The 23,880-nt window shown below is 69.3% G+C and carries 23 protein-coding genes and 1 tRNA gene; 10 read left to right on the top strand and 14 right to left on the bottom strand.

Features of this window, described 5'->3' with window-relative positions:
• The first annotated feature begins 172 nt into the window (after window positions 1–172).
• Window positions 173–385, top strand: coding sequence for a hypothetical protein (locus tag F3H57_RS12520; protein WP_223163070.1), 213 nt, complete (start codon window positions 173–175; stop codon window positions 383–385).
• A 176-nt stretch (window positions 386–561) separates the two neighbouring features.
• On the opposite strand, the gene lipB is transcribed toward F3H57_RS12520, so the two are convergent.
• Window positions 562–1,407 carry a lipoyl(octanoyl) transferase LipB gene (gene lipB, locus F3H57_RS12515; RefSeq protein ID WP_262504516.1) on the bottom strand — a complete coding sequence of 282 codons (846 nt, stop codon included), beginning with the start codon at window positions 1,405–1,407 and terminating at the stop codon, window positions 562–564.
• Here lipB and F3H57_RS12510 point away from each other — a divergent pair.
• The 3 genes from F3H57_RS12510 to F3H57_RS12500 all read left to right on the top strand — a co-directional run bounded on the left by F3H57_RS12510 (window position 1,384) and on the right by F3H57_RS12500 (window position 3,341).
• Window positions 1,384–2,352, top strand: coding sequence for a diacylglycerol/lipid kinase family protein (locus tag F3H57_RS12510; protein ID WP_149756250.1), 969 nt, complete (start codon window positions 1,384–1,386; stop codon window positions 2,350–2,352). The two genes, lipB and F3H57_RS12510, sit on opposite strands and share 24 nt — an antisense overlap.
• Window positions 2,349–3,149: a metallophosphoesterase family protein gene (locus tag F3H57_RS12505; protein WP_149756249.1), complete on the top strand. Its 801-nt coding sequence runs from the start codon at window positions 2,349–2,351 to the stop codon at window positions 3,147–3,149. Before F3H57_RS12510 ends, F3H57_RS12505 begins: the two co-directional genes overlap by 4 nt.
• Window positions 3,150–3,254: 105 nt before the next feature.
• Window positions 3,255–3,341, top strand: a tRNA-Leu gene (locus F3H57_RS12500).
• 446 nt (window positions 3,342–3,787) lie between these two features.
• Here the strand turns inward: F3H57_RS12500 and trxB are convergent.
• A complete protein-coding gene (gene trxB / locus F3H57_RS12495; protein ID WP_149756248.1) occupies window positions 3,788–4,795 on the bottom strand; it encodes a thioredoxin-disulfide reductase in 1,008 nt (335 codons plus the stop codon).
• A 152-nt stretch (window positions 4,796–4,947) separates the two neighbouring features.
• Window positions 4,948–5,628, bottom strand: a complete 681-nt coding sequence (locus tag F3H57_RS12490; RefSeq protein ID WP_149756247.1) for a M48 family metallopeptidase — start codon at window positions 5,626–5,628, stop codon at window positions 4,948–4,950.
• A 219-nt stretch (window positions 5,629–5,847) separates the two neighbouring features.
• Here F3H57_RS12490 and F3H57_RS12485 point away from each other — a divergent pair, with 219 nt between their 5' ends.
• Window positions 5,848–8,172 (top strand): calcium-binding protein, encoded by a 2,325-nt coding sequence (locus F3H57_RS12485; RefSeq protein WP_188129678.1) that lies wholly within the window; start codon window positions 5,848–5,850, stop codon window positions 8,170–8,172.
• Window positions 8,173–8,208: 36 nt separating this feature from the next.
• Here F3H57_RS12485 and F3H57_RS12480 read toward each other — a convergent pair whose 3' ends face one another.
• The 4 genes from F3H57_RS12480 to F3H57_RS12465 all read right to left on the bottom strand — a co-directional run bounded on the left by F3H57_RS12480 (window position 8,209) and on the right by F3H57_RS12465 (window position 12,246).
• A complete protein-coding gene (locus F3H57_RS12480; protein ID WP_149756245.1) occupies window positions 8,209–9,393 on the bottom strand; it encodes a vWA domain-containing protein in 1,185 nt (394 codons plus the stop codon).
• Window positions 9,394–9,520: 127 nt separating this feature from the next.
• Complete coding sequence (locus F3H57_RS12475; protein WP_149756244.1) at window positions 9,521–9,688, bottom strand: apolipoprotein acyltransferase; 168 nt, start codon at window positions 9,686–9,688, stop codon at window positions 9,521–9,523.
• The gene (locus F3H57_RS12470) at window positions 9,685–11,064 is read right to left on the bottom strand and encodes a DUF2927 domain-containing protein (protein WP_394349833.1); all 1,380 of its coding nucleotides are present in this window, start codon (window positions 11,062–11,064) and stop codon (window positions 9,685–9,687) included. Before F3H57_RS12470 ends, F3H57_RS12475 begins: the two co-directional genes overlap by 4 nt.
• 339 nt (window positions 11,065–11,403) lie before the next feature.
• Window positions 11,404–12,246, bottom strand: coding sequence for an AAA family ATPase (locus F3H57_RS12465; protein WP_149756242.1), 843 nt, complete (start codon window positions 12,244–12,246; stop codon window positions 11,404–11,406).
• Window positions 12,247–12,502: 256 nt separating this feature from the next.
• Between F3H57_RS12465 and dksA the strand changes: the two genes are divergently transcribed.
• From dksA to F3H57_RS12445, 4 genes are all read left to right on the top strand, one after another.
• On the top strand, window positions 12,503–12,925 hold the full coding sequence (dksA, locus tag F3H57_RS12460; RefSeq protein ID WP_149756360.1) for an RNA polymerase-binding protein DksA: 423 nt from the start codon (window positions 12,503–12,505) through the stop codon (window positions 12,923–12,925).
• Window positions 12,926–13,001: 76 nt separating this feature from the next.
• Window positions 13,002–14,168 (top strand): FAD-dependent monooxygenase, encoded by a 1,167-nt coding sequence (locus tag F3H57_RS12455; RefSeq protein WP_149756241.1) that lies wholly within the window; start codon window positions 13,002–13,004, stop codon window positions 14,166–14,168.
• A 150-nt stretch (window positions 14,169–14,318) separates the two neighbouring features.
• Window positions 14,319–15,311 carry an XdhC family protein gene (locus F3H57_RS12450; protein ID WP_149756240.1) on the top strand — a complete coding sequence of 331 codons (993 nt, stop codon included), beginning with the start codon at window positions 14,319–14,321 and terminating at the stop codon, window positions 15,309–15,311.
• Window positions 15,308–16,303: a molybdopterin-binding protein gene (locus F3H57_RS12445; RefSeq protein ID WP_149756239.1), complete on the top strand. Its 996-nt coding sequence runs from the start codon at window positions 15,308–15,310 to the stop codon at window positions 16,301–16,303. Before F3H57_RS12450 ends, F3H57_RS12445 begins: the two co-directional genes overlap by 4 nt.
• Window positions 16,304–16,442: 139 nt before the next feature.
• Here F3H57_RS12445 and infC read toward each other — a convergent pair whose 3' ends face one another.
• Window positions 16,443–16,988, bottom strand: coding sequence for a translation initiation factor IF-3 (infC, locus tag F3H57_RS12440; protein ID WP_149756238.1), 546 nt, complete (start codon window positions 16,986–16,988; stop codon window positions 16,443–16,445).
• Window positions 16,989–17,196: 208 nt separating this feature from the next.
• Here infC and F3H57_RS12435 point away from each other — a divergent pair, with 208 nt between their 5' ends.
• Entirely contained in the window at window positions 17,197–18,186 is a 990-nt protein-coding gene (locus F3H57_RS12435) for a hypothetical protein (protein WP_149756237.1), read from the top strand.
• Between the two features lie 18 nt (window positions 18,187–18,204).
• On the opposite strand, the gene F3H57_RS12430 is transcribed toward F3H57_RS12435, so the two are convergent.
• From F3H57_RS12430 to cysG, 6 genes are all read right to left on the bottom strand, one after another.
• Window positions 18,205–19,059 (bottom strand): ferredoxin--NADP reductase, encoded by an 855-nt coding sequence (locus F3H57_RS12430; protein WP_149756236.1) that lies wholly within the window; start codon window positions 19,057–19,059, stop codon window positions 18,205–18,207.
• 82 nt (window positions 19,060–19,141) lie between these two features.
• Window positions 19,142–19,546, bottom strand: coding sequence for a DUF934 domain-containing protein (locus F3H57_RS12425; protein WP_149756235.1), 405 nt, complete (start codon window positions 19,544–19,546; stop codon window positions 19,142–19,144).
• Window positions 19,543–20,334 (bottom strand): phosphoadenylyl-sulfate reductase, encoded by a 792-nt coding sequence (locus F3H57_RS12420; RefSeq protein ID WP_149756234.1) that lies wholly within the window; start codon window positions 20,332–20,334, stop codon window positions 19,543–19,545. Before F3H57_RS12420 ends, F3H57_RS12425 begins: the two co-directional genes overlap by 4 nt.
• A complete protein-coding gene (locus tag F3H57_RS12415) occupies window positions 20,324–22,015 on the bottom strand; it encodes a nitrite/sulfite reductase (protein ID WP_149756233.1) in 1,692 nt (563 codons plus the stop codon). Before F3H57_RS12415 ends, F3H57_RS12420 begins: the two co-directional genes overlap by 11 nt.
• 46 nt (window positions 22,016–22,061) lie before the next feature.
• Window positions 22,062–22,358: a DUF2849 domain-containing protein gene (locus tag F3H57_RS12410; protein WP_149756232.1), complete on the bottom strand. Its 297-nt coding sequence runs from the start codon at window positions 22,356–22,358 to the stop codon at window positions 22,062–22,064.
• Complete coding sequence (gene cysG / locus F3H57_RS12405) at window positions 22,358–23,758, bottom strand: siroheme synthase CysG (RefSeq protein ID WP_149756231.1); 1,401 nt, start codon at window positions 23,756–23,758, stop codon at window positions 22,358–22,360. The genes F3H57_RS12410 and cysG overlap by 1 nt, the downstream gene beginning before the upstream one ends.
• Between the last annotated feature and the right edge of the window lie 122 nt (window positions 23,759–23,880).

Below are 23,880 nucleotides of genomic sequence, written 5' to 3'. Positions count from 1 at the left end.
CTCGCCGATTCGCCGCGCGCCATGGTGCCGCCGCCACACAAGGCAAATATCGTGCGTCAAGGGTCTCCGGGCACGGATTTCCTGACTGGGCGAAAACTCGCGCATAGGGTAGAGTAAGAAAATTACGCCACCAAACCCTGTTCTGGCCCTTTTCTGCCGAGGAGCCGCCGTCATGGCCTTTTTCGACACCTCCCTGCCTGCCGATCGCCGCCCGCTGCCGGGGCTGGGTCTGCGCGGCCTCCTGGACACGCCTTTCGACCGGCGCAGCCGGGATATAGCCCGCCGTGCCGCCGACCTGCGGCGGCTGTCGGACGACGAACTGGCCGAGCTTGGCCTGACCCGCGGAGACATCCTGCGTCACGTGCTGCTCTCGCGCGGCAGCTGATCCGCGCTGCCGACATGGGCGTCCCGCGAAGCGTTGCGCCCGGGCTCGGGGCGCTGCCACGCCCGCTATCCATTGCGGGCAAGGTCGCGCGTCCAGCGCCGTGGCATCCATCTGCCCGCAAGTATCCCGGGGAGCGCGAGGGGATGGCCCCTCGCTCCAAACCTGCCCGCCGACGCTTAGGCGGGATGCGGCGTGCGCGCCTCGAACACCTCCGAGAAGCTCCTGGCGAGCGCGACGTCAAGGTCGGCCATCGTCACCGGCAGGCCGAGATCGACAAGGCTCGTCACCCCGTGTTCGGTGATGCCGCAGGGCACGATCCCGTCGAAATGCGACAGGTCCGGCTCCACGTTGATCGAAATTCCGTGAAAGCTGACCCAGCGGCGCAGGCGGATGCCGATGGCGGCGATCTTGTCCTCGGCGACGGCGCCCGAGGCGGTGCGCGGCTTGTCCGGCCTCTGGATCCAGACGCCGACGCGTCCGTCGCGGATATGACCGGTGAGTCCGAACTCCGCCAGGGCCGCGATCACCCAGGCTTCCAGGTCGGCGACGAAGCGGCGCACGTCGCGCCCCCGGGCGCCGACGTCGAGCATGACGTAGACGACGCGCTGGCCCGGCCCGTGATAGGTGTATTGCCCGCCGCGGCGCGTCTCGTGCACCGGAAAGCGGTCCGGTGCGCGCAGATCGGCGGGATCGGCGCTGGTGCCGGCGGTGTAGAGCGGCGGATGCTCGACCAGCCACACCAGTTCGTCGGCGCGTCCCGCGGCGATGTCGGCGGCGCGCGCCTCCATCGCCTGCACCGCGCCGGCGTAGTCTGTCAGCCCCGGTTCGATCCGCCATTCCACCATAGCTGCGTGGTTACGGCGCCGGCCTCCGCGGGTCAACGTGGCAGCGCAATCACGCAGACGTGGGCGCAACGCCGGCCTTTCGCCGGCCCCGCCGGAACCGGGTCTGCCGGGCGGCGTTCCATCCCGACACTTTGCCAGTCGGACACCTCCCTGATGAGTTTTCTCGCCAACCCCCACGCCGACCAGAGCGCCGTCGTCATGTCGACGGACCGACGCATCTGCGTGCTGCTCAATACCGGCTCGGGCGCTGGCGATGCGTCGGGGCGGGCAGAGCGGCTGGAGGCCGCCTTCGCCCGCCATCCCGGCCGCTTCGAGCTGCGCCGCATCTCCCCCCGGCAGGGCCTCGCCGATGCCTGCCAGCGCGCGATGAAGGACGGCTTCGGCACGATCGCCGCGGCCGGCGGCGACGGCACCATCAGCGCGGTCGCGGGGCAGGTCGCAGGGAGCGGCCGGCGGCTCGGCATCGTGCCGCTCGGCACCTTCAACTTCGTCGCGCGCGGTCTGGGCATCCCGCAGGATCTGGACGCGGCCGTGGACCTCCTGGCCAAGGCCGAGGCGCGGGCGGTACCGGTGGGGGAGGTGAACGGCCACGTCTTCCTCAACAATGCCAGTCTCGGCGTCTATCCGGAGGTCCTGCGGGAGCGCGAGGGCACCTATCGCCGCTGGGGACGCTCTCAGATCGCGGCGCATTGGTCGGTACTGGTCACCTTCCTCAGTTTCCGCAGGCCGGTGCGCATGAAGGTCGAGGCAGGGGGCAAGACGATCCGCCGCAAGACGCCGCTGGCCTTCATCGGCCGCAGCGCCTTCCAGCTACGGCACTACGATCTCGCCGGCGCCGAAGAGGTCCAGGCGGGGCGGTTCGCGCTCTATCTGGCCCCCGATTCGACGCGCTGGCAGCTTCTCCTGCGCGCGCTGCGGCTCGCTTCCAAGGGTATGGTGCTCAACCGCGACTTCGAGCTTTTCACGGGCGAGGAGATCACCATCACCACCTCGCGCCGCACCCAGACGTTGGCGATGGACGGCGAGCGGTTCCGCCTCGAGACGCCGTTCCGCTTCCGCATGCACCGCGCCGCCTTGCACGTGGTCGCACCGGCGCCGGAGGACGCGCAGAGCTGGTCATGACCGCGCGCATCGCGCATCTTTCGGACCTTCATTTCGGCCGCGACCGGCCGGAGCTGGCCGAGCCCTTGGCCGAGGCGATCAATGCGGCGGGGGTGGAACTCGTCGTGGTCTCCGGCGATCTGACCCAGCGGGCACGGCACGCGCAATTCCGCGCCGCCCGCGCTTTCCTCGACCGGCTCGACGCGCCGATCCTCGCGGTACCGGGCAACCACGACACCCCGCTCGACAATGTCGCGGTGCGCATGGTGCGGCCCTGGGCGCGCTACCGCCGCCACATCTCGCGCGACCTGCAACCGACCCATGCCGGGGACGGCTACGTGGTCTGTGGTCTGAATTCCGCCGATCCGCGCGCCTTGCAGCGCGGCCGGCTGCGCTGGAGCGCGCTGGCTCATGCCGAGAGATGCCTCTCCGCGCCGCGCGAGGGGCGGGGCCTCGGCATCGTCGCGTTGCACCATCCGCCCGAGGACGCGCCGGGCGTGACCAAGCGTCCGATGCGCGGGGTCTCCACCGGTCTGCGCGTGCTCTCAGCCCGCGGGGCGGACATCCTGCTCTGCGGCCATCTTCACGTCTGGCGGGCCAGCCCGGTGCAGGCGGCCGCCGGGCTGCTCCTGGTCCAGGCCGGCACCGGCCTATCGACGCGGGTGCGTGGCGAGCCGAACGATTTCAATGTCCTGACGCTCGATCCTTCGGCGGTGACGATCGAACGGCTCGGCGCGTCGGACGCGGGCGACCGCTTCGAGACGCTCTCTCGCAGCCGGTTCGAGAAGGTGTCCGACCGCTGGCAGGCGGCGCGCTGACACGTCTTCGGCTGCCCTTGCGACAGCCGCGCGAAATTTTCGCCCCAAGGCCCTTCACAACCCCGAATGGCTCGTCTATACGCCCGCTACCCAAAGCCAGACAGTGCGGTCGTGGCGGAATTGGTAGACGCGCAGCGTTGAGGTCGCTGTGGGGTAATACCCGTGGAAGTTCGAGTCTTCTCGACCGCACCATTTACCCGGTTGGCACCGGGTGCCTCACCAGAGGAGGCGGCGACGTTGCCCCTCACGGTTGGGGTTCCGTTTTCTCTCATGCGGCTTACGATACTGACGGCCGTCTTGCAGCGAAAGACTGATCGCGCGCAGGTTTTTGGATCCCAAGATTTGAGCTGGGCCGCAGCCCATCGCTGGCTACCGCTTGGCCCCGCGCCCGGTGCTTGCCACCGGGTTAGACCCGTTGCGTCCGACGATATCGAGGAACGGCCTCGGCGACTTGTCCAGAGGCGTGCACGTCGCCGGCCGGGCGCGGTCAGTGGCGCTTGAACGGCATTTCCTCATTTCCGGTGACGTGGGCGCGGGTCGCTAGCGAAGGTCGGATCCGGATTCGGAAACATGCGCTGTCTGCGCAAGCGAGGGCCGCGCCGTTGGGCGCGGCCGTTGCGGTACGGCGGAGGGGCTCGCTACTCGGCCGCCGGTTCCACCGGGGCGCCGTAGCCAAGGGGCAGGGTCTCGTCCTTGCCTTCGTCGAGATCCTGCTCGGCCAGCCAGCGCTCGGCCTCGAGCGCGGCCATGCAGCCCATGCCGGCCGAGGTCACCGCCTGGCGGTACTTGTGATCCGTCAGATCGCCCGCGGCGAAGACGCCGGGGATCGAGGTTTCGGTCGAGTCGGGCTTGGTGACCACGTAACCGCCCATGTGGGTCTCGAGCTTGTCCTTCACCAGCTCGTTCGCCGGCGCGTGGCCGATGGCGATGAAGACGCCCTTGGCGGCGATCTCGCTGATCTCGCCGGTCTTCACGTTCTTCACGCGCACGCCCTCGACGCCGAGCGGGTTCTCGGTGCCGGTGACCTCTTCGAGGCCGTGATCCCAGAGCATCTCGATCTTGGGGTTCTTGAACAGGCGGTCCTGCAGGATCTTCTCGGCCCGAAGCTCGTCGCGGCGATGCACCAGCGTGACCTTGGAGGCGAAGTTGGTCAGGAACAGCGCCTCTTCGACCGCGGTGTTGCCACCGCCGACCACGACGATCTCCTGCCCGCGGTAGAAGAAGCCGTCGCAGGTGGCGCAGGCCGAGACGCCGAAGCCCTTGAACTTCTCCTCGCTCGGCAGGCCGAGCCATTTCGCCCGCGCGCCGGTGGCGAGGATGATGGCGTCGGCCTCGTAGACCGTGCCGCTGTCGCCATGCGCCTTGTAGGGCCGGGTATCGAGGTCGAGCGACGTGATGTAGTCACCGATGATCTCGGTGCCCATGGCGCGGGCATGCGCCTCCATCCGGACCATGAGGTCGGGGCCCTGCACCTCGGTGTCGCCGGGCCAGTTCTCAACGTCGGTGGTGGTGGTCAGCTGGCCGCCCGGCTCGATCCCCTGCACGAGGATCGGCTCCAGCATCGCGCGGCTCGCGTAGACGCCCGCGGTGTAGCCCGCGGGGCCGGAGCCGATGATCAGGACCTTGGTGCGCCGCGTGTCGGCCATGGGAATGCCCTCCGTCTCGGGTGTCGGTGCCATATAGGGGAGAGGCGCGCGAGGCGAAAGGGTGCGGGCGAGGCGGATCGGTCCCGGGTGCTGGGAGGGCACGGGGCGGGCGCGGGTGGAGAGGTTCGCCGGGCCGGTCGACTGCGTCCGCCTCATCTCCAGCGTCGTTCCAGCGCCTCGAGCGCGGCGATGCGTTCCTCGGTCTTGGGGTGGCTCATCAGCCAGGCCGGCATGGCGCCGGCGCCCCCGCCCGAGAGCCGCTCCAGCTTGCGGAAGAGGTCCTTTTGCGGGGCGATGCCGATTCCGGCCTTGGTCAGCAGCGCCGCGGCGTAGGCGTCCGCCTCGTATTCGTCGTCGCGCGACAGGCGCGCCGAGAGCAGCGAGGTCAGCGCGTTGGCGATCATCACCCCGAGGCCCGGCACGATGCGACCCAGCACCATCATGAGTGCGGTGCGGATCGCGTTCTGGCCGGAGAAATCGATCATACGCTTGCGCGCATGCCCCAGCGCGACGTGCCCCATCTCGTGGGCGATCACGCTTGCCATCTCCTCGGCCGAGACCTCGCCGGCGCGATACTTCTGGTAGAATCCGCGGGTGATGAAGATCCGCCCGTCCGGCGCGGCCAGCCCGTTCACCGGCGCGATTTCGTAGATGTGCACGCGGATGCGCTGCAGGTCGAGTGCCTCGGCCATACGGTCGGTCAGGCGCCTGAGTGCGGGGTCGGCAAGTTCGGTCGAACGCGCGTCGAGCTCCCTGGACGTGCGCCAGACGGACACGCGGTACATGCCGAGCGCGTAGAGAATGGCCAGAAGGATCGGAGTGAGCTTGAGCATGACCCGAATATGGGGCGCGGGCCGCCGCCGGGAAAGGCGCAGGGGCTGCGGCGCGGTGCACTGTCGCGCTTGGCGGGCCCGGCGCCGGGCCGCCGACGCGATCCTCGACGGGACGTGCCCGCCCGCCTCGCGTCACAGCACGCTAGGCGGGCGGGCCGCGCCGCGCTAAAGCTAGTGGCAAGCACGTATCGGCACTTCTGTTCGCAAGAGGCAGGGACCATGGACGACTTCACCGCAGACCTTTCGACCACCGGCATGGTGAGCCTCGGCGCGATCGCCGCAGGGACGATCGAGACCCCGGAGGACTCCGACTGGTTCGAGGTCACGCTGCAGGCCGGTACCGCCTACAGCTTCTCGGTCTTCGGCGCCGATCACGACGGCGGCACGCTGGTCGATCCTGTCCTGACGCTGCGCGACGCCGACGGCGCCCCGCTGGCCTCCTCCGACGACGCTGAGACCGTCAACACCCGGGACGCCGCGCTCACCGGTTTCGTCGCGCCCTATTCCGGGAGCTATTACATCGAGGCCGGCGCCTTCGACGCAAACGGTATCGGCACCTACAGCGTGGAAGCGATAGCGGGCGAGGGCCTGTCGATCCTGCCAGACTTCTCCAGCGACGATTTCCCAGCCGGTCCGGCCACGACCGGCCGCGTCGAGGTAAACGGTCCCGTATCGCGCGGCGTGATCGAGACCGAGGGCGATATCGACTGGTTCGCGATCGATCTCGAGGCCGGGATCGGCTACACGATCGCGGTCTTCGGGGCGGACAATCAGGGCGGCACGCTCGAGGATCCGGTGATGCGGGTGCGCGACGCCTCCGGGCAGGCTCTGGTCGAGGTCGACGACTTCAACGCGGACACTTTCGATGCCGCCGTCGTGGATTTCGCGGTTACGTCCTCCGGTACCTATTACGTGGAAGCGGCGGGCTTCGGCGGCGACCAGATCGGCACCTACAGCGTGGAGGCCTTCTACACCGACGGGCCTCCGGACGATTATCCGGCCGACGATACGACGACGGGGGTTCTGGCGCTCGGCCGGCTCCAGGCCGCGACGTTCGAGTACGAGGACGATGTCGACTGGTTCGCGGTCGAGCTCCAGGCAGGACAAACCTACAAGATAGATGTCGTGCCCAGCAGACCCTCGACGTTCTACGACGTCATTCTCCAGGCGCCGCCGGTCGGCGGCAGCCTGCAGCTCGGCGGCGGCGAGGGAGCATTCGAGGTTCCCGAGACGGGCAGGTACTATGTCGACATCTACGGCGGCGCGGTGGATGATTACGAAGTGCGCATCCGCGAAATCGACGTGCCCGACGATCACGGCAACACGACCGAAACCGCGACCGCGCTCGGCACGGAAGGCACTGCGTCCGGCGAATTCGAGTATTTCCTCGATATGGACGTCTTCTCCGCGACCCTCGAGGAAGGCCAGTCCTACGACATCGAAGTGACGGCCGGCGCGAATCTTGCCGCCGAGGGGCTGCTGACAGGCGTGTCGCTGCTGGATGCGGACGGTATGCCGCTGGAGAATGTCGCCCGCGACGAGATCGACGGCGTCTATCGCCTTTCTGGCTATGTCGCGCCGGCAAGCGGAGTGGTTTATGTCGAGGTGCCGCAGGGCCAGTCAGAGCTGGAATACCGCTATGAGGTTCGCGTGGTCGAGGTGGCGCCGCCCCTGACACTGGTGGGAACCGACGGAAACGATCAACTGACCGGTGGCAGCGGCAACGACTCGATCTCGGGCGGCGGCGGCGAAGACAACCTTCTGGGCCTGGCCGGAGCCGATACCATCGACGGCGGCACGGGCGATGACGGCGTCTATGGCGGCGCCGGCAACGACGTGCTGAGAGGCGGAGCCGGCAACGACAACATCGCCGGAGCGGCCGGCAGCGATATGGTCGACGGCAATGCCGGCAACGACCTTATCGGCGGCGGTACCGGCAACGACACGCTCCGCGGCGGCACCGGCGAGGACGGCATCTTCGCGGGGCAGGGCGACGACCTGGTGCGCGGCGGTGCGGGCGACGACCGTTTGTCGGGCGGCATCGGCTTCGACGAGGTCTTCGGCGGCGCCGGCGACGACGAGCTTGGCGGCGGCCGGCAGGAAGACCTGGTCGACGGCGGCGACGGCAACGACACCGCCGGCGGCGGCGGCGGCGCGGACATCGTTCTGCTGGGGGCCGGTGACGACGAAGGCTATGGCGGCGCCGGCAACGACTACGTGTTCGGCGGCACCGGCGACGACCTGGTGGCCGGCGGGCGCGGCAACGACGTGCTGGATGGCGGCGCCGGCAACGACACGCTGCGCGGCGGGTTCGGGGCCGACACCTTCGAGTTCCACGATTTCGGGGCGGGCGAGGTCGACGTGATCGAGGCGCTCGATGCACTGGAGGACGTGATCTACCTCGATGTGGAGGACGCCTCCCAATTCACCGTGACCGAGGTCGCGGACGGCACCGAGATCGCCATCGGCGATTTCACGATCCGGGTGCTGGGCGCGACGCAGACGGAGGTCGAGGACGCGATCATCACCTACGAAGTGATCTGAGCCACGACGCCGGGGCGGCGGCGTCCGGCCGCCCCGCTAGCGCGACAGCATCCGCGCGCCGCGGTCGATGCCGTCGACCGTCATCGGCACCATGCGGTCGTCGAAGATTTCCCGGATCATGCCGATCGACTGGGTGTAGTCCCAGTAGCGCTCGGGCACCGGGTTGATCCACAGGTGGTCCGGCCACTGGGCGCGCGCGCGTTCCAGCCAGACCTGGCCGGATTCGGCGTTCCAGTGTTCGTTGGCGCCGCCCGGCATGGCGATCTCGTAGGGACTCATCGAGGCGTCGCCGACGAAGATGCACTTCCAGTCGCTGCCATAGGTGCGCAGGATCTCGTCGGTGCCGGTCTGCGCGTCCCAGCGGCGGCGGTTGTCGCGCCAGACGCCTTCGTACAGGCAATTGTGGAAGTAGAAATGTTCGAGATGCTTGAACTCGGCCCGCGCGGCCGAGAACAGCTCCTCGACCACCTTCACATGCGCGTCCATCGATCCGCCGACATCGAGAAGCAGCAGCACCTTCACCGCGTTGCGCCGCTCCGGCCGGGTCTTCACGTCGAGATAGCCGTGCTCGGCCGTCGCGCGGATCGTGCCCGAGAGGTCCAGTTCTTCGGCCGCGCCGTCGCGGGCCCATTTGCGCAGGCGCTTGAGCGCGACCTTGATGTTGCGGGTGCCGATCTCGACCTGGTCGTCGAAATCCTTGAAATCGCGCTTGTCCCAGACCTTCACCGCGCGCTGGTGGCGCGACCCGTCCTGGCCGATGCGCACGCCCTCGGGATTGTAGCCGTAGGCGCCGAAGGGCGAGGTGCCGGCCGTGCCGACCCACTTGTTGCCGCCCTGGTGGCGGCCCTGTTGTTCCTTCAGGCGCTCTTTCAGCGTCTCCATCAGCTTGTCGAAGCCGCCCATAGCCTCGATCTCGGCCTTTTCCTCTTCCGTCAGGTGCTTTTCGGCCATCTTCGTGAGCCAGTCCTCGGGCAGGTCCATCGCCTCCAGCACCTCCTCCGGGCGGATATCCTCCAGCCCCTTGAAGCAATGGGCGAAGACGCGATCGAAGCGGTCGACGTGGCGCTCGTCCTTCACCATCGAGGTGCGGGCGAGGTAGTAGAAGGCCTCCACGTCGTAGGTGGCGAGGCCGGCGCGCATCGCCTCCAGGAAGGTGAGGTATTCGCGCAGGCTGACCGGGACGCCGGCGCTGCGGAGCGTATCGAAGAAGGGCACGAACATGGGGTGCGTTGTAGGGCATCGCGGCGGCGCTGGCGATGGGGGACGTGCCGGCGCGCGGGACGGAGGGTGCGGACGCCTCCGGCGGGAGTATTTGGAACGAGAAGAAGGGAGGCGGGCGCGCGCCGTGTCAGGCCATGGTCTTTTCGATCACGATGGTCGCGATCAGGCCGACAAGCGCGAAGAGGATGGCGTAGCCGGCGGCGTATTGCGCCATGTCCGCGGCATTGCCCTTGCGGCGGCGCGCGGTGTTGCCGCCCAGAAGGGCGCCGGCGATGGCCATGACGAGCACGATCATAAGCGGCCGGGGCCTCCTTTCAACGGGTTCAGCGTGGCGATCTCGCGCAGTTTCGCGCGCACCGCCCAGTCGGCGCCGAAGCCGTATCGCGCCCAGCCGAGGCTGTCCAGCCGCACCGACCGGCCTTCGCTCACCTGGCCAGACAGCTCCAGCGCCTCGGCGCGCAGCAGCATGAGCGTCGACAGGAGCGCGGCGTTCTCGTGCCGCGCGGCGATGTCGAGATGCGGGCGGATCCGGGCCAGCGCGGCCTCGGCGCGGCCGCGCGCCAGGTCGTGCGCCGCGAGCTGGGAGGCGACGTAGGCACGGTGCAGGGCCGTGCGCGGCGAGCGCGCGAAGATCCGGTCGGCGGCGCGGAACTCGGCATAGGCGGCATCGGGGTCGCGGGTCTGCAGGATGCGGCCCATGGCATAGTGCGAGAAGCCGCGCCGGTGATCCTGCCAGCCCATCGCGGAGGCCACCTGGAGCGCACGCCGCGCCGCGCCGTAGCGCGCTTCCTCCGGCGCGCCGGGGCCGAGCGCGGTCTGGATCGCCTCGATCCACGCGCGGGGCGTGCGGCCCAGGTTCTCTGCCGGGCGGCCCTCGCCGGCGGGGTTCAACCGGGCGAGGATGTCCGGCAGGCGGGCGGCGACCTCTTGGCGGGTCATGCCTGAGGCAAGCGCAGGGTCGTAGAAGATCCGCAGCATCAGCATGTCGTATCCGGTCAGCACCGTGTGCACGTTGTCGTCGTTGAAGACCGAATCCGGCAGCCGGTAGAGGTCGTTGAGCGGGCCGAGCGCCTGGGCCAGTTCCTCGTGCAGGCAATCGCGCACCTCCTGCGGGCTGGTGTCGCTGGGCACGAAGACGGCGACGCGGCGGCGCACCGCGAGCTTTGACCAGGACAGCAGCGCGGAGCGGCGCGCTGCGAGGTAGTCGGAGAGCGAGCCGACATTGGGCACGACGAAACAGGCGGCCTGTGGCAGGTGGCGGCGGATCTCGCTGCGCGGAACGGCCTGCACGGTGATCTGCGCCTCGGCACCCCCGCGGGCGATGTCGATCCCGGCCTCGGTGCGCAACCGGTGCAGCAGCCGGTCGAGGTCGGAGCGCAGGGTCGGGGGCGTAGCGCCGAGAACGCGCACCCGGATCGGCGCCTCGAAGCGGGTCAGCACCGGCAGGTTGCGGCCCGATTCCAGAGTGAAGCCGAGATCCAGCACGTCCCGATCGAGATCGGCGTTGGAGACATCGGCCGGGGCAAGGCGCGGCGCCGCGAAGCTCTTGATCGCGGGCAGGGCGGGCGCATCCTCCAGGGCCGCTCGGGTGGCTATCTCGGGGCCGATCTCCGGCGCGGCCGGGGCGCAGGCGGTGATCGTCAGGGCGGCGGCGAATGTCAGGCGCCGCAGCGGCGTGGCGCCGCGCCGCCGGCGGACGGGGCGACGGGCCGGGCCGCGGACGGGAGCGAGGGGGTGTGCGGCCATGGTGTCGTGCCTGTTGCTGTCTCGGTTCGTCCGAGTGATCGCCGACGGTCTTGTCGGTGCTGGGTGGACTATAGGGTAAAATCCGGGTGTTTGATCCGGTTTGCGCCGCAACCGACGCGAAAATGGATCCCAATCCGGTCAGATTAGTTAACTTTTATTTCTTTCAATGCGTTGCGCCGTGCAGTTCGGCAACACTCGCGGCGCTCCTGCGGGCGCGACGCGGGTGCCACATGGCGATGCCGGCCATCGTAGCGGCGCCGGGGCTCAGCGCCCCGCGCGCCGCGCCATGAAGGCGAGGCGTTCGAACAGGTGCACATCCTGTTCGTTCTTCAGGAGCGCACCGTGCAGCTTCGGCAGCGCCGTCGCGCCGTCGCGGCGCAGGTCCGCCGGGTCCAGATCCTCCGCCAGCAGCAGCTTCAGCCAGTCGAGCACTTCGGACGTGGAGGGCTTCTTCTTCAGCCCCGGCGTCTCGCGGATCTCGTAGAACTGGGTCAGGGCGGCGCTCAGAAGCTCGGACTTGATGCCGGGATGGTGTACCGCGACGATCTTCTTCAGCGTCTCGGGATCGGGGAAGCGGATGTAGTGGAAGAAGCAGCGGCGCAGGAAGGCGTCGGGCAGCTCCTTTTCGTTGTTGGAGGTGATGATGACGATCGGGCGATGCCGCGCGCGCACCGTCTCGCCGGTTTCGTAGACATGGAACTCCATCCGGTCGAGCTCCTGCAGCAGGTCGTTGGGGAACTCGATATCCGCCTTGTCGACCTCGTCGATCAGCAGCACGACCTTGTTCTCCGCCTCGAAGGCCTGCCACAGCTTGCCCTTGCGGATGTAGTTCGCGACGTCGTTGACGCGTTCGTCGCCGAGCTGGCTGTCGCGCAGGCGACTGACCGCGTCGTATTCGTAGAGACCCTGCTGCGCCTTGGTGGTCGACTTGATCGACCATTCGATCATCGGCAGGCCCAGCCCCTCGGCCACCTGGCGGGCCAGCTCCGTCTTGCCGGTGCCGGGTTCGCCCTTCACCAGAAGCGGGCGTTCGAGCGCGACCGCGGCGTTCACCGCGAGCGTCAGATCGCCGGTTGCCACGTAGCTGTCGGTGCCTTCGAAACGCATCGCGCATCCTCCTTTAAGCTGTCGCGAGGGGTAGTGTCCGGGCCGGGCGAAGGCAAGCCGGGGACACCGTGCCACCGCTGCGGGGCTCGGTATGCGCGGGTATGCGGCGGCCGCAAAAGCGGCCCGGAATTCCCCGGGACTCCGCGCGATTGAGTAGTGACATTCAACGGACCTTGGGTTAAGTGCAGCGCCTAAGGGGTGCCTGATATCTGGGGAAATCAAGATGGCAGATATCGGCGTGGATAAGGGATGCGCCATGAAACCTGAATCGTTTCTTCCCGATGATTACCGACCGAGCGACGACGAACCGTTCATGAACGACCGGCAGCTCGAGTACTTCCGCCGCAAGCTCATCATGTGGAGGAACGACCTGCTCGCCGACAGCCGTGACACGATCGAGGGGCTGCAGGACAGCACCCGCAACATCCCCGACGTCACCGACCGCGCGAGCGAGGAAACCGACCGTGCGCTTGAACTGCGTACCCGCGATCGCCAGCGCAAGCTCGTTGCCAAGATCGACAGCGCGCTGCGCCGGATCGAGGAAGGTGAATACGGCTACTGCGAGGTCACCGGGGAGCCGATCTCGCTCAAGCGGCTGGATGCACGCCCGATCGCGACGATGAGCCTCGAGGCGCAGGAACGCCACGAGCGCCGCGAGAAGGTGCATCGCGACGACTGAGGACACCGGCCCTTCGGGACAGGGCTGAAGCGCCGGGGCGAGAGCTCCGGCGCTTCGCGTTCAACGGGAGGTGCAGATGACGCTGGCCGACATGGACATCGCGGTGATCGGGGCCGGGATCGGCGGGCTCGCCGCCGCGACGGCATTGGCGCAGCGCGGCGCTCGCGTGACGGTGCACGAGCGGGCGCCGGCGCTGCGCGAGGTCGGGGCGGGGCTGCAGATCACCCCGAACGGACTGGCGGTGCTGCGGGCGCTGGGGCTGGCCGGCGGGCTGGACGCGGCGCCGCGGGCTGCGGCGGTGTCGCTGCGCGACCACCGGGCGGGCCGCGAAGTGCTTCGGCTCGATCTGGCCGCGCGCGGGCTGTCCGAAGGCTACCGCTTCGTGCACCGCGCCGACCTCGTGGACCTGCTGGCGCGGGGCGCCGAAGCGGCGGGCGCGACGCTGCGTTTCGGCGCGGAGATTACAGGCGTGACGCCAGGCACCCCGCCAAGGATGCGCGTCGCGCAGAGCGAGGTCCGCCCCGACCTGATCCTCGGCGCCGACGGGTTGCATTCGGTCCTGCGCCCGGCCCTGAACGGCGCCGCGGCCCCGCGCTTCACCGGCCAGGTCGCCTGGCGCGCCGTCGTGCCCAACGTGACCGGCCACCCGGCCGAGGCGCGCGTGCACATGGGGCCGGGTCGCCACGTCGTGAGCTATCCGCTGCGCGACGGCTCCGTCGTCAACCTCGTCGCCGTGGAGTCCCGTCGCGACTGGGCTGCCGAAGGCTGGGACCATGTCGACAGGCCGGAGAACCTCGCGCGGGCGTTCGCGCGGTTCGGCGGGCCGGCGGCGCGTCTTCTGGCGGAAGTGGACGCCCCCCGGCTCTGGGGGCTCTTCCGTCACCCGGTCGCCCCGCGCTGGCACGGAGCGGGCGTGGCCCTTCTGGGCGACGCGGCGCATCCGACGCTGCCGTTCCTGGCGCAGGGGGCGAACATGGCGCTGGAGGATGCATGGGTTCTGGCGGATGCGCTGGACCTGCCCGGCAGCCTTGCCGAGCGCCTGCATGCCTACCAGACGCGCCGCCGCGGCCGGGTGGCGCGGGTGATCGCCACGGCCGACGGCAATGCGTGGAAATATCACCTGCGTACGCCGCCACTGCGTCTCGCCGCGCATACCGTCCTGCGTATCGTCGGGACGGTGGCCCCGGACCGGCTGATGGGCGGGTTCGACTGGCTCTATGGTCACGACGTGACGCGGCCCTGAGCGGCGGCCGGCGAGGGGCTGTCTGCCCCTCGCGCTCCCCGAGAGTATTGGAGACGAGAAGAAGGGTCAGCGGGCCGTAGAAGGGGGACCTTCGCGGGGGGCGACATGGCGGACCGGAGCGCCTACATCAGGCACCAGGAGGGCGCCAGAATGGACAAGACCGTATCGTCTTCGGAACGTTTCGATTCGATTCCCGAGGCCGCGCTGGCCTGGCACCGGGCCGGTAAGGGCGCGGCGCTGGCTACGGTGACCGAGACATGGGGATCGGCGCCGCGGCGCGTGGGTGCGCAGCTTGCCATCTCGGGCGATGCGGAGATCGAGGGCTCGGTCTCGGGTGGCTGTGTCGAGGGCGCGGTCATCGTCGAGGCGCTGGAGGCGATGGAGGAACGTGCGGCACGCGAGCTGGAGTTCGGCGTCTCCGATGACGATGCCTTCGCCGTCGGGCTGGCCTGCGGCGGCACCATCCGCGTGCTGGTGGAGCCCGTGGGCTCGGCGATGCCCGAGGAGATGTTGGCAGAGCTCGTCGAGGCGCGCGCGGCGCGCCAGCCTGTCGCCTATGTGGCGAACCTCGACTCCGGCGCCCGGCGGCTCGACCGGGAGGGGCATGCGGAGAGGTTCCGCATGGACCGGTCCGGGTTCGAGCCGGAGGGTCGTATCTTCGTGGCGATCCACAACCCGCCGCTGCGGCTGATCGTCGTGGGCGCGGTGCATATCGCGCAGGCTCTGGTGCCGATGGCGCGGATCGCCGGGTACGATCCGGTGCTCGTCGACCCGCGCGAGGCCTTCGGATCGGAAGCGCGCTTCCCCGGCGAGCGGATCCTGAACCACTGGCCGGACGAGGCGGTGGCCGAGATCGGGCTCGATCAGCGGACCGCGCTGGTGCTTCTGACGCACGATCCCAAGCTCGACGATCCGGCGCTGCACCTCGCGCTGCGCTCGGAGTGCTTCTATATCGGCGCCCTGGGATCGACCCGTACGCATGCGCGGCGGGTAGAGCGGTTGACCGAAACCGGCTTCACCGAAGCCGAGATCGGCCGCATCCATGGGCCCATCGGCCTCGACCTCGGGGCGGCGGGGCCGGCCGAGATCGCGGTGTCTGTGCTGGCGGAGATGACGCAGGTCCTGCGGCGGGGCGCGGCGTGAAATTCGGCGCGCTGCCACTCACGGAGGCCGAGGGCGCGATCCTCGCCCATTCGGTGACGCTGCCCTCCGGCAAGCTCCGGAAGGGCACGGCGCTCGGGCCGGACGACCTTGCGGCGCTGCGGGCGGCCGGCACCGGGGAGGTCGTGGCCGCGCGGCTGGAGCCTGGCGACATGCACGAGGACGCGGCCGCGATGGCACTGGCGGAGGCACTGGTGCCCGATCCGCAGACGGCGGGGCTTCGCATCGGGCGGGCGGCGACGGGGCGGGTGAACCTCTTCGCGACCGGCCCTGGCGTGGTGCAGATCGACGCGGAGAAGATCGACGCGGTCAACGCCATCCATCCGATGATCACCGTGGCGACGCTGCCGCGCTGGCAGCGCACGGCCGAGCGCACGATGGTGGCGACGGTCAAGATCATCTCCTACGCGGTGCCGGATGTCGCGCTGCACCGCGCCGCCGCCATGGGCCGCGACGCAATGCGCCTGCGCCCCGTGGCGCTGCGCCGCGCGGAGCTGATCCAGACCGCGGTAGCCGGTGCGCCGGAAGACGGTGCCAAGGGGCAGGCTGCCATCGGCGCGCGGCTGGAGCGGCTAGGCGTGGACCTCGCCCCGGTGCACGTGGTGCCGCACGAGAACGGGCCGCTGGCGCAGGCGCTTGCCGCATCCGACGCCGAGGCGCTGCTGATCCTCACCGGCTCGGCCACCTCCGACATCGCCGACGTGGCGCCGGAGGCGGTGCGTATGGCGGGCGGCAGCGTGCACCATTACGGCATGCCGGTCGATCCGGGGAACCTGCTCTTCCTGGGCGAGCTGCGCGGCCGGCCCGTGGTCGGCCTGCCGGGCTGCGCGCGCTCGCCGGCTCTCAACGGTGCGGATTGGGTGATGGAGCGCATCCTCTGCGGCGTCGAGGTTACCCCTCGCGACATCGCCGGCATGGGGGTCGGCGGGCTCCTGAAGGAGATCGCGCAGCGCGGGCGCCCGCGGGAGGGGTAACCTCTTGGCCGGAGCGTCCGGCACCGGACCCACCGTTCGGGCCGCGGGCATGGTCTACCGCTCTGTGATCGCCGCTTCGGAGTCGGCCACGAAAAAGGGCGCCTTTGGCGCCCCTTCGTCAACATTCGATGGCCGGCTCCTACTTGACGGTGGGACCGATCATCATGACCATCTGACGGCCTTCCATCTTCGGCATGTTCTCGACCTTGCCGATCTCCTTCACGTCCTCCGCCACCCGCTCGAGCAGGTTGCGACCGAGGTTCTGGTGCGCCATTTCACGTCCGCGGAATCGTAGCGTGACCTTTACCTTGTCGCCGTTCTCGAGGAACTTCACCACGTTCTTCATCTTGACGTCGTAGTCGTGGATATCGGTGTTCGGGCGGAACTTGACTTCCTTGACCTCGATCGTCTTCTGCTTCTTGCGGGCCTCGGCCTCGCGCTTCTGCTGTTCGTACTTGAACTTGCCGAAGTCCATGATCTTGCAGACCGGCGGCGTGGCGTTGGGCGAGATTTCCACGAGGTCGAGCCCGGCCTGTTCGGCCAGCTCAAGACCGCGGGAGGGCGGCACGACGCCGATATTCTCGCCTTCGGCGCCGATAAGCCGAATCTCGGCCACCCGGATCCGGTCGTTTACGCGGGGGCCGGTGTCGCGCGTCGGGGGCGCGTTGTGAGGTCTGCGGGCTATGACGATGCTCCTATCTGTCCTGCGCGGTTAGGCGCGGAAAATAGCCGTGCCGGCGCCCCGGTTCAAGCGGCAAAAGGCCGGCGGGGCAGGGCTTTCGCCTTGTCAGGGCGTCTGTTTGCACCATGCTCGCCCGCAAGCGCCGCGGCGCGTGTCGGACAGCGGAGTCGCCGCTCGCCGTCGCCCGCGGCCGGAACCGGAGGATGGCGAGATGAAACCGATGACGGGAACCCTGAGCCTGATGGCGATTCTCGCGGCGTGGATGGGCGCAGGCCCCGCCACCGGTGCCGGAGACGGCGCTCCCGAGGACATCCGGGCAGAGGAAGCCGCCGAAGAGGCCGAGGCGGCCGCGGAAGATGCCGTCGAGACGGCCGAAGGTGCCCGGACGGGGGAGGCCGGAACGGTGGTGACGGCCACCGAGGAGGCCGTCGAAGCCGCCGAGGGTACAGCGGCGGCGGCCGAGAAGGCGGTCATCGAGGCCGTTGCGGCGGCCCAGGCGGCGTCATCGCGGGAGGTCTCGCGCGAGACCGCTGCCGCCGCGGAGGGTGCGCGGGCGGCACGCGTGGCCGCCTGGGATGCCGCGGGGGCAGCGGAGCAAGCGGCCGATTTCGTGAAGAACGATCCCGCCGGCGCGACCGCCGCTGCCGAGGCGGCGGATGGCGCAGCGGCACGAGCGGCCGAAGCCGCGAACGCCGCCAGTACCGCTGCCCAGAACGCCGCCGCCGGGGCCGGCAACGCCGCCGACACGGCCGCCGCCGAAGCGGCCGGCGCTGCTGCGGATGCCGCCGGGGCCGCGGCCGACACCGCCGCCGACGCTGCCGCCGTTGCGGCCGAGGCTGCGGCGGAGGCGAGCGAAGGCGCCGAGCGGGCTGCCGAGACCGGCGCGACGGCGCCCGCGACCATGGTCTCGGACGCGGTTGCGGCGGCGGTCGCCGCGGCGGCGGAAAACGCCGACGCTGCTGTCGAAGCGCCCGCCGAGACTCCGGCGCCGACCCGGCGCGACATGCACCGCCTGCTGACCCTGGATGGCTACGACCGGGCGGGTATCGCCGCGTTCATCGACGCGTCGGACATGACGAGCCGCGAAAAGGCCGAGATCAAGGCCGACCTGGCCGCCGCAGAGGAGGCCCCGGACATGCTGCCCGAGGTTCTCGCCGCGCTGCGCGCGCGGCTGAAGCTGGGGCCGGTGCCCTCGGAGTGATCGCGCGAAGGGCGAGCCTCAGTCGAGGAACGCCTTTTCAACCACATAATGCTTGGGATCGGAATTCGCGCCTTCCTCGAGCCCGAAACCCTCGAGGATCTCCTTGATCTCGAGATTGAAGGCGAGGTTGCCGCAGACCATCGCGCGGTCGCGGTCCGGAGAGATCGGCTCCACGCCCAGATCCTCGAACACCTCGCCGGAGCGCATGAGGTCGGTGATCCGGCCCATCTTCGGGCTCTCTTCGCGCGTGGTGGTCGGGTAGTAGCGCAGCTTGGCGAGGTTTTCGGCCCCGATCAGCTCGTTGAGGAGCTCGTCGTCCTTGATCGACTGGATCAGCTCGGCGCCGTAAGTCAACTCACCGACCTCGCGGCAGGTATGGGTGAGGATGACCTCGTCGTAATCCTCGAAGGTCTGCGGATCGCGCAGGAGCGAGGCGAAGGGCGCGATGCCGGTGCCGGTGGCGAAGAGCCACAGACGCTTGCCGGGCAGGAGCGCATCATGCACGAGCGTGCCAACGGGCTTGGGCCGCAGGATGATCTCGTCGCCCGGCTCGATGTGCTGCAGGCGCGAGGTCAGCGGGCCGTCCTGCACCTTGATCGAGTAGAACTCCAGCTCCTCGTCCCAGGAGGGCGAGGCGATGGAATAGGCGCGCAGGAGCGGCTTTGCCTTGCCGGTCTTGGCGTCGGGCTCGCCCATCAGGCCGATCATGACGAACTCGCCCGAGCGGAAGCGCAGGCTCTGCGGCCGCGTCACCCGGAAGGAAAACAGCTTGTCCGTCCAGTGGCGCACAGAGGTGACGGTCTGCGCGTCGGGAAGTGTGGGCTTGTTCACGGGTTTCGCCTCGGCTTCGGTCACGGAACTCTGCTGTGTCATGTCATATCCTCGCGGCCGCCGGAAGGGGCCGGCCTGTTGTTTGCGTGCAAACGTGTTGTGTCGGGCGTGTCCTGCCCGGAAATCAGCCGCGCAGGCGCGACTGGTAATCGTGCGCCTGCCAGTCGGCGCGGAAGCGCCACTGGTCCTCGGGCTGGCGCGCGGCGAGATCGTCGTCGATCTCCACCTCGTCAAAGCCGGACCGCCGGGCCATCGCGTATTGATCGGCGATGACATGGCCGGCGGCGCGGAGCCGCCCGCGATAGCCGCGCAGGCGCAGGAGCCGGGCGAGGGTGAAGCCGCGCCCGTCCGAGGAGGCGGGGAAGGCGATGCGCACGAGCTCCGTTCCCTCGGGCACCTGCGAGAGCGCGGCGGGATCGGTATCGGAGGCCAGGTCCAGCCCCGGCGCCGTGCCGCCTTCGTCCAGCGTGGTGAAGGCGCCGGTCCAGTCGTCCTGGCCGAAACCCCGGTCGGTGACGATCACGCTCATGCGCTCTCTCCCTGTTTCACGGCGCGGCCGTCGATGAAGTGGATGCCGCATTCGTCCTTTTGCTCGCCGCGCCAGCGACCGGCGCGGGGATCCTCGCCCTCCTTCACCTTGGAGGTGCAGGGCCAGCAGCCGATCGACGGGTAGCCCTGCGCCACCAGCGGATGCCGGGGCAGGCGGTTCTCGTCCATGTAGGCGCGCACGTCCTCGGGCGCCCAATGGGCGAGCGGGTTGACCTTGATCCGGCCCGTCGCCTCTTCGAGTTCGAAGAAGTCGAGCGTGGCGCGGCCCGAGGACTGGTAGCGCTTGCGCCCGGTGATCCAGCCGTCGAAGTCCTTCAGGGCATTCTCGAGCGGCACGGTCTTGCGCAGGTGGCAGCAGGCGTCGGTGTCCGAAAAGCGCAGCGCGCCGTAGGGATCCTTCGATTGCAGCATCTCTTCGTCGGTGCGCAGGACGCGCACGTCGCGCAGGCCGAGCCGTTCGGCAACTTCCTGCTGGTAGGTCAGCGTTTCGGCGAAGAGCAGGCGGGTGTCGATGAAAAGGACCGGGGTGGACCGGTCCACCATCGCCACGAGGTGCAGGAGCGCCACCGATTCCGCGCCGAAGCTGGAGACCATGGCGATGCGCCCCGCCTCGGGATCGCCGAGCGCGCCGCGCAGCACGTCCGTGGCGCCGTGGTGGCGGTAGCGTGCGTTCAGCCGGGCCACGCGGTCCTTCAGCGCGGTCAGGTCCGGGCCGCTCGATCCGCCCTCGCGGGCGTCCTCGCCGGGGTTTATCCGTTCATGCCGCATTGACCTCGGCCTCCTTGCGCGCCGCGGCTTTGTCCTTGGGCGGATACAGCGCCGCCTTGAACGGGTCCATGCCGACGCGCCTGTAGGTCTGCAGGAACGTCTCCTCTGCGCTCTCGCGCTGTGCCAGGTAGGTGTTTACCACGGTCTCGATCGCCGGGACGATGTCGTCCGCCGAGAAGCCCGGGCCGGTGCGCTCGCCGAGGCTCGCCGCCTCGGTGTGATCGCCGCCGAGCGTGATCTGGTAGTTCTCCACGCCGGCGCGGTCGAGCCCGAGGATGCCGATATGGCCCACGTGGTGGTGCCCGCAGGCGTTGATGCAACCGGAGATCTTGATCTTCAGATCGCCGATCTCGTGCTCGATCTTCAACTCGTCGAAGCGCGTGGCGATCTCCTGCGCGATCGGGATCGACCGGGCCGTGGCCAGCGCGCAGTAATCCATGCCGGGGCAGGCGATGATATCCGACACCAGGCCGATATTGGCGGTCGCGAGCCCGTGCGCCTTCAGCACCTTGTGCACCTCCGGCAGGTCCGACTTGTGGACATGCGGCAGCACCACGTTCTGTTCGTGGGAGATGCGCAGCTCATCGTGGCCGAAGCGCTCCGCGAGATCGGCCATCACGCGCATCTGCTCGGCGCTCGCATCGCCGGGCGTCTCGCCATGCGCCTTGAGCGAGATCTGCGCGATGGCGTAGCCGTCGGCGCGATGGTCCCACAGGTTGGTGTCGGCCCAGGCGCGGAAGGTCGGATCGGCCTCGTAGGCCGCGTCATAGGCATCGGTCGGCGCCGACTTGAAGGCGGGCGCGGCGAACTGCGCCTCGATCGCGCCGAGCATCTGCTGGTCGACGCCGGAGAAGGCCGGCTTGAGCTCCGCGAAGCGGCTCTCGACCATCTCGCGGATCGCCTCGATGCCGTGTTCGTGCACGGTGATCTTGATGCGCGCCTTGTACTTGTTGTCGCGGCGGCCGAGCAGGTTCCAGACCGACACGATAGCCTCGCAGTACGGCAGGAGATCCTCGCTCGGCACGAAGTCGTTGATGACCTTGCCGATCATCGGCGTGCGGCCGAGCCCGCCGCCCACCAGCACCTGGTAGCCGATCCGGCCGTCGCGCTCCACGATGCGGATGCCGATGTCGTGCGCGGCGGTCACCGCACGGTCGTTCGGGCTGCCGGTGACGGCGATCTTGAACTTGCGCGGCAGGAACTGGAATTCCGGGTGATCGGTCGACCATTGGCGCAGCAGCTCCGCCACCGGGCGGGGGTCGGCGATCTCGTCCTTCGCGGCGCCGGCGAAATGGTCGGCGGTCACGTTGCGGATCGTGTTGCCGGAGGTCTGGATGGCGTGCATCTCCACCTCGGCCAGCGCGTCGAGGATGTCGGGGATGTCGCGCAGCCTGGGCCAGTTGTACTGGATGTTCTGGCGCGTGGTGAAATGGCCGTAGCCCTTGTCCCAGCGCTCCGCGATATAGGCGAGCTGGCGCATCTTGGCACTGTCGAGCGTGCCGTAGGGGATCGCCACGCGCAGCATGTAGGCGTGAAGCTGAAGGTAGAGCCCGTTCATCAGGCGCAGCGGCCGGAACTCCTCCTCGGTGAGGCTGCCGTCGATGCGGCGCTCCACCTGGGCGCGGAACTGGCGATTGCGTTCGGCGACGAAGGCGGCGTCGAAATCGTCGTAGCGATACATGGCGGGTCTCCTTGGCTCGGGGCCTGAGGCGCGGGGCCGTGTGGGCTCAGCTGGCCTGCTTGCCGTGGAAATAGTTGGAGGGGCCGGTGCGGCGGAAGTCCTCGCGGAAATGGGTGGGCTCGGGGCCTGTCTCGCCCTCTTCCATGTCGGCGAGATAGGCGCCGACGACCTCGTCCGCGCGGGCCTGCGCGTCGATCAGGCGGATCTGGGCGTCGGCCTCGTCGGTCAGAAGCTCGGCGCGCGACAGCTCGCGCGTCCAGCTTCCGTCGGCGGACAGGTACACCACGTCGCCTTCGAGAAGCGCGTTCGCGGTGACGACCTTGGGGGTGAACTGGCGGGGCATCAGAGCGCCTCCTGCTGGGGCTGGATATCGGGAAGCGCGGCGGCGGCGGCCCGCGGCGCGAGGCCATATAGCACCAGCGCCGGGCCGGACAGGTCCGCCGCGGAAAGATCGGTGGAAAGCTGCGCAAGCGTGGTGGCGACGATCTTCTGATCGGCGCGAGAGGCGTTGGCGATCACGGTGACGGGCGTCGCGGGCGCGGCGCCGTGCATCATCAGCCTGCCCTGGATGAAGCGTGCGGCGCGCTTGCCCATGTAGATCGCGGCGACCTCTCCGGGCCGGGCGAGCGTGGCCCAGTCGTGATCGGCGAAGCCCTTCATGTCGTGGCCCGTCAGGTAGCGCACGGAGGCGTTGCGGCCGCGGCGCGTCAGGCTCTGCCCGATGGCGGCGACGGAGGCGGACGCGGCGGTGATGCCCGGCACCACGGACCAGGAGAGGCCATGGGCGTCCACGGCCTCGATCTCCTCGTCGAGGCGGCCGAACACGGTGGGATCGCCGGATTTCAGCCGCACGACCTGCGCGCCGGCGCGGACATGGTCGACGATCATGTCGTTGATGTCGCCCTGCGGCGTGTGCGCGCCGAAGCCTTCCTTGCCGGCGTCGATCAGGATCGCCTCGCGGCGGGCAAGCTCAAGGATCTCGGGCGCGACAAGCCGGTCGTGGATCACCACGTCGGCGGTATCGAGCGCGTTGCGCGCCTTGAGCGTCAGAAGCTCGGGATCGCCCGGGCCGCTGCCGACGAAGGCGACATGGCCGGGCCGCGCCTCGGACGCGAGGTGACGGTCCAGGAGCGTATCGAGCGCGCGCTCGGCGCCGTCCTCGCCGCCCTCTTCATAGGCGCGGGGGCCGGCATCGAAATAGTAGTCGCTCCAGAAGTCGCGGCGCTTGCGGCCCATGGGCAGCGCCTCGGCCATCTTGCGGAACGCCTTGCCGATGCGCGCGAGCGGGCCGAGCGTCTGCGGCAGGCGTGCCTCGAGGTCCGCCTTGATGGCACGGGCGAGCACGGGCGCGGCGCCCTCGGTGCCGATGGCGACGGTCACGGGGTCGCGGTCGACGATGGCCGGCGTGATGAACTGGCTGTCGCCAAGGTTATCGACAATGTTGACGAGCGCGCCGTCGGCGCGGGCGAGCGCGGCGGTGCGCGCGTCCTCGGCCTCATCCTCGTCGGCGCCGTAGAACAGCGCGGCGCATGTCGCGTCGCCAGGCTCCATCGCGCGGCGGACGAGCCGCAGACGGCCGGCCTCGGCCCAGGCGGCGATCTCGGCGGCGGGGTCGGATGCGAAGACGGTGAGATGCGCCTCGGTCTTCAGAAGAAGCCGCAGTTTTGCGATCGCGGCGTCGCCGCCGCCCGACACGACGACCCGCCGGCCGGCAAGCGCGATGAAGATCGGAAAGTGCTGCATCTGGCTCGTGCTCCCGCGTCCGGTGCGTCGACTTGAGGGCTGATATAGAATTTCTTCCCGCTGCATGGCTAGGGGAGTGGGAAAACAAGGATGTTCGTTCTACAAGAGGCGTCAGACGGAAC

The organism is Roseivivax sediminis, from assembly GCF_900112685.1.
GTDB classification, from domain to species: domain Bacteria; phylum Pseudomonadota; class Alphaproteobacteria; order Rhodobacterales; family Rhodobacteraceae; genus Roseivivax; species Roseivivax sediminis.
Note: the sequence above shows the minus strand (reverse complement) of the source record. Positions and strands in the feature narration are given on the sequence as shown.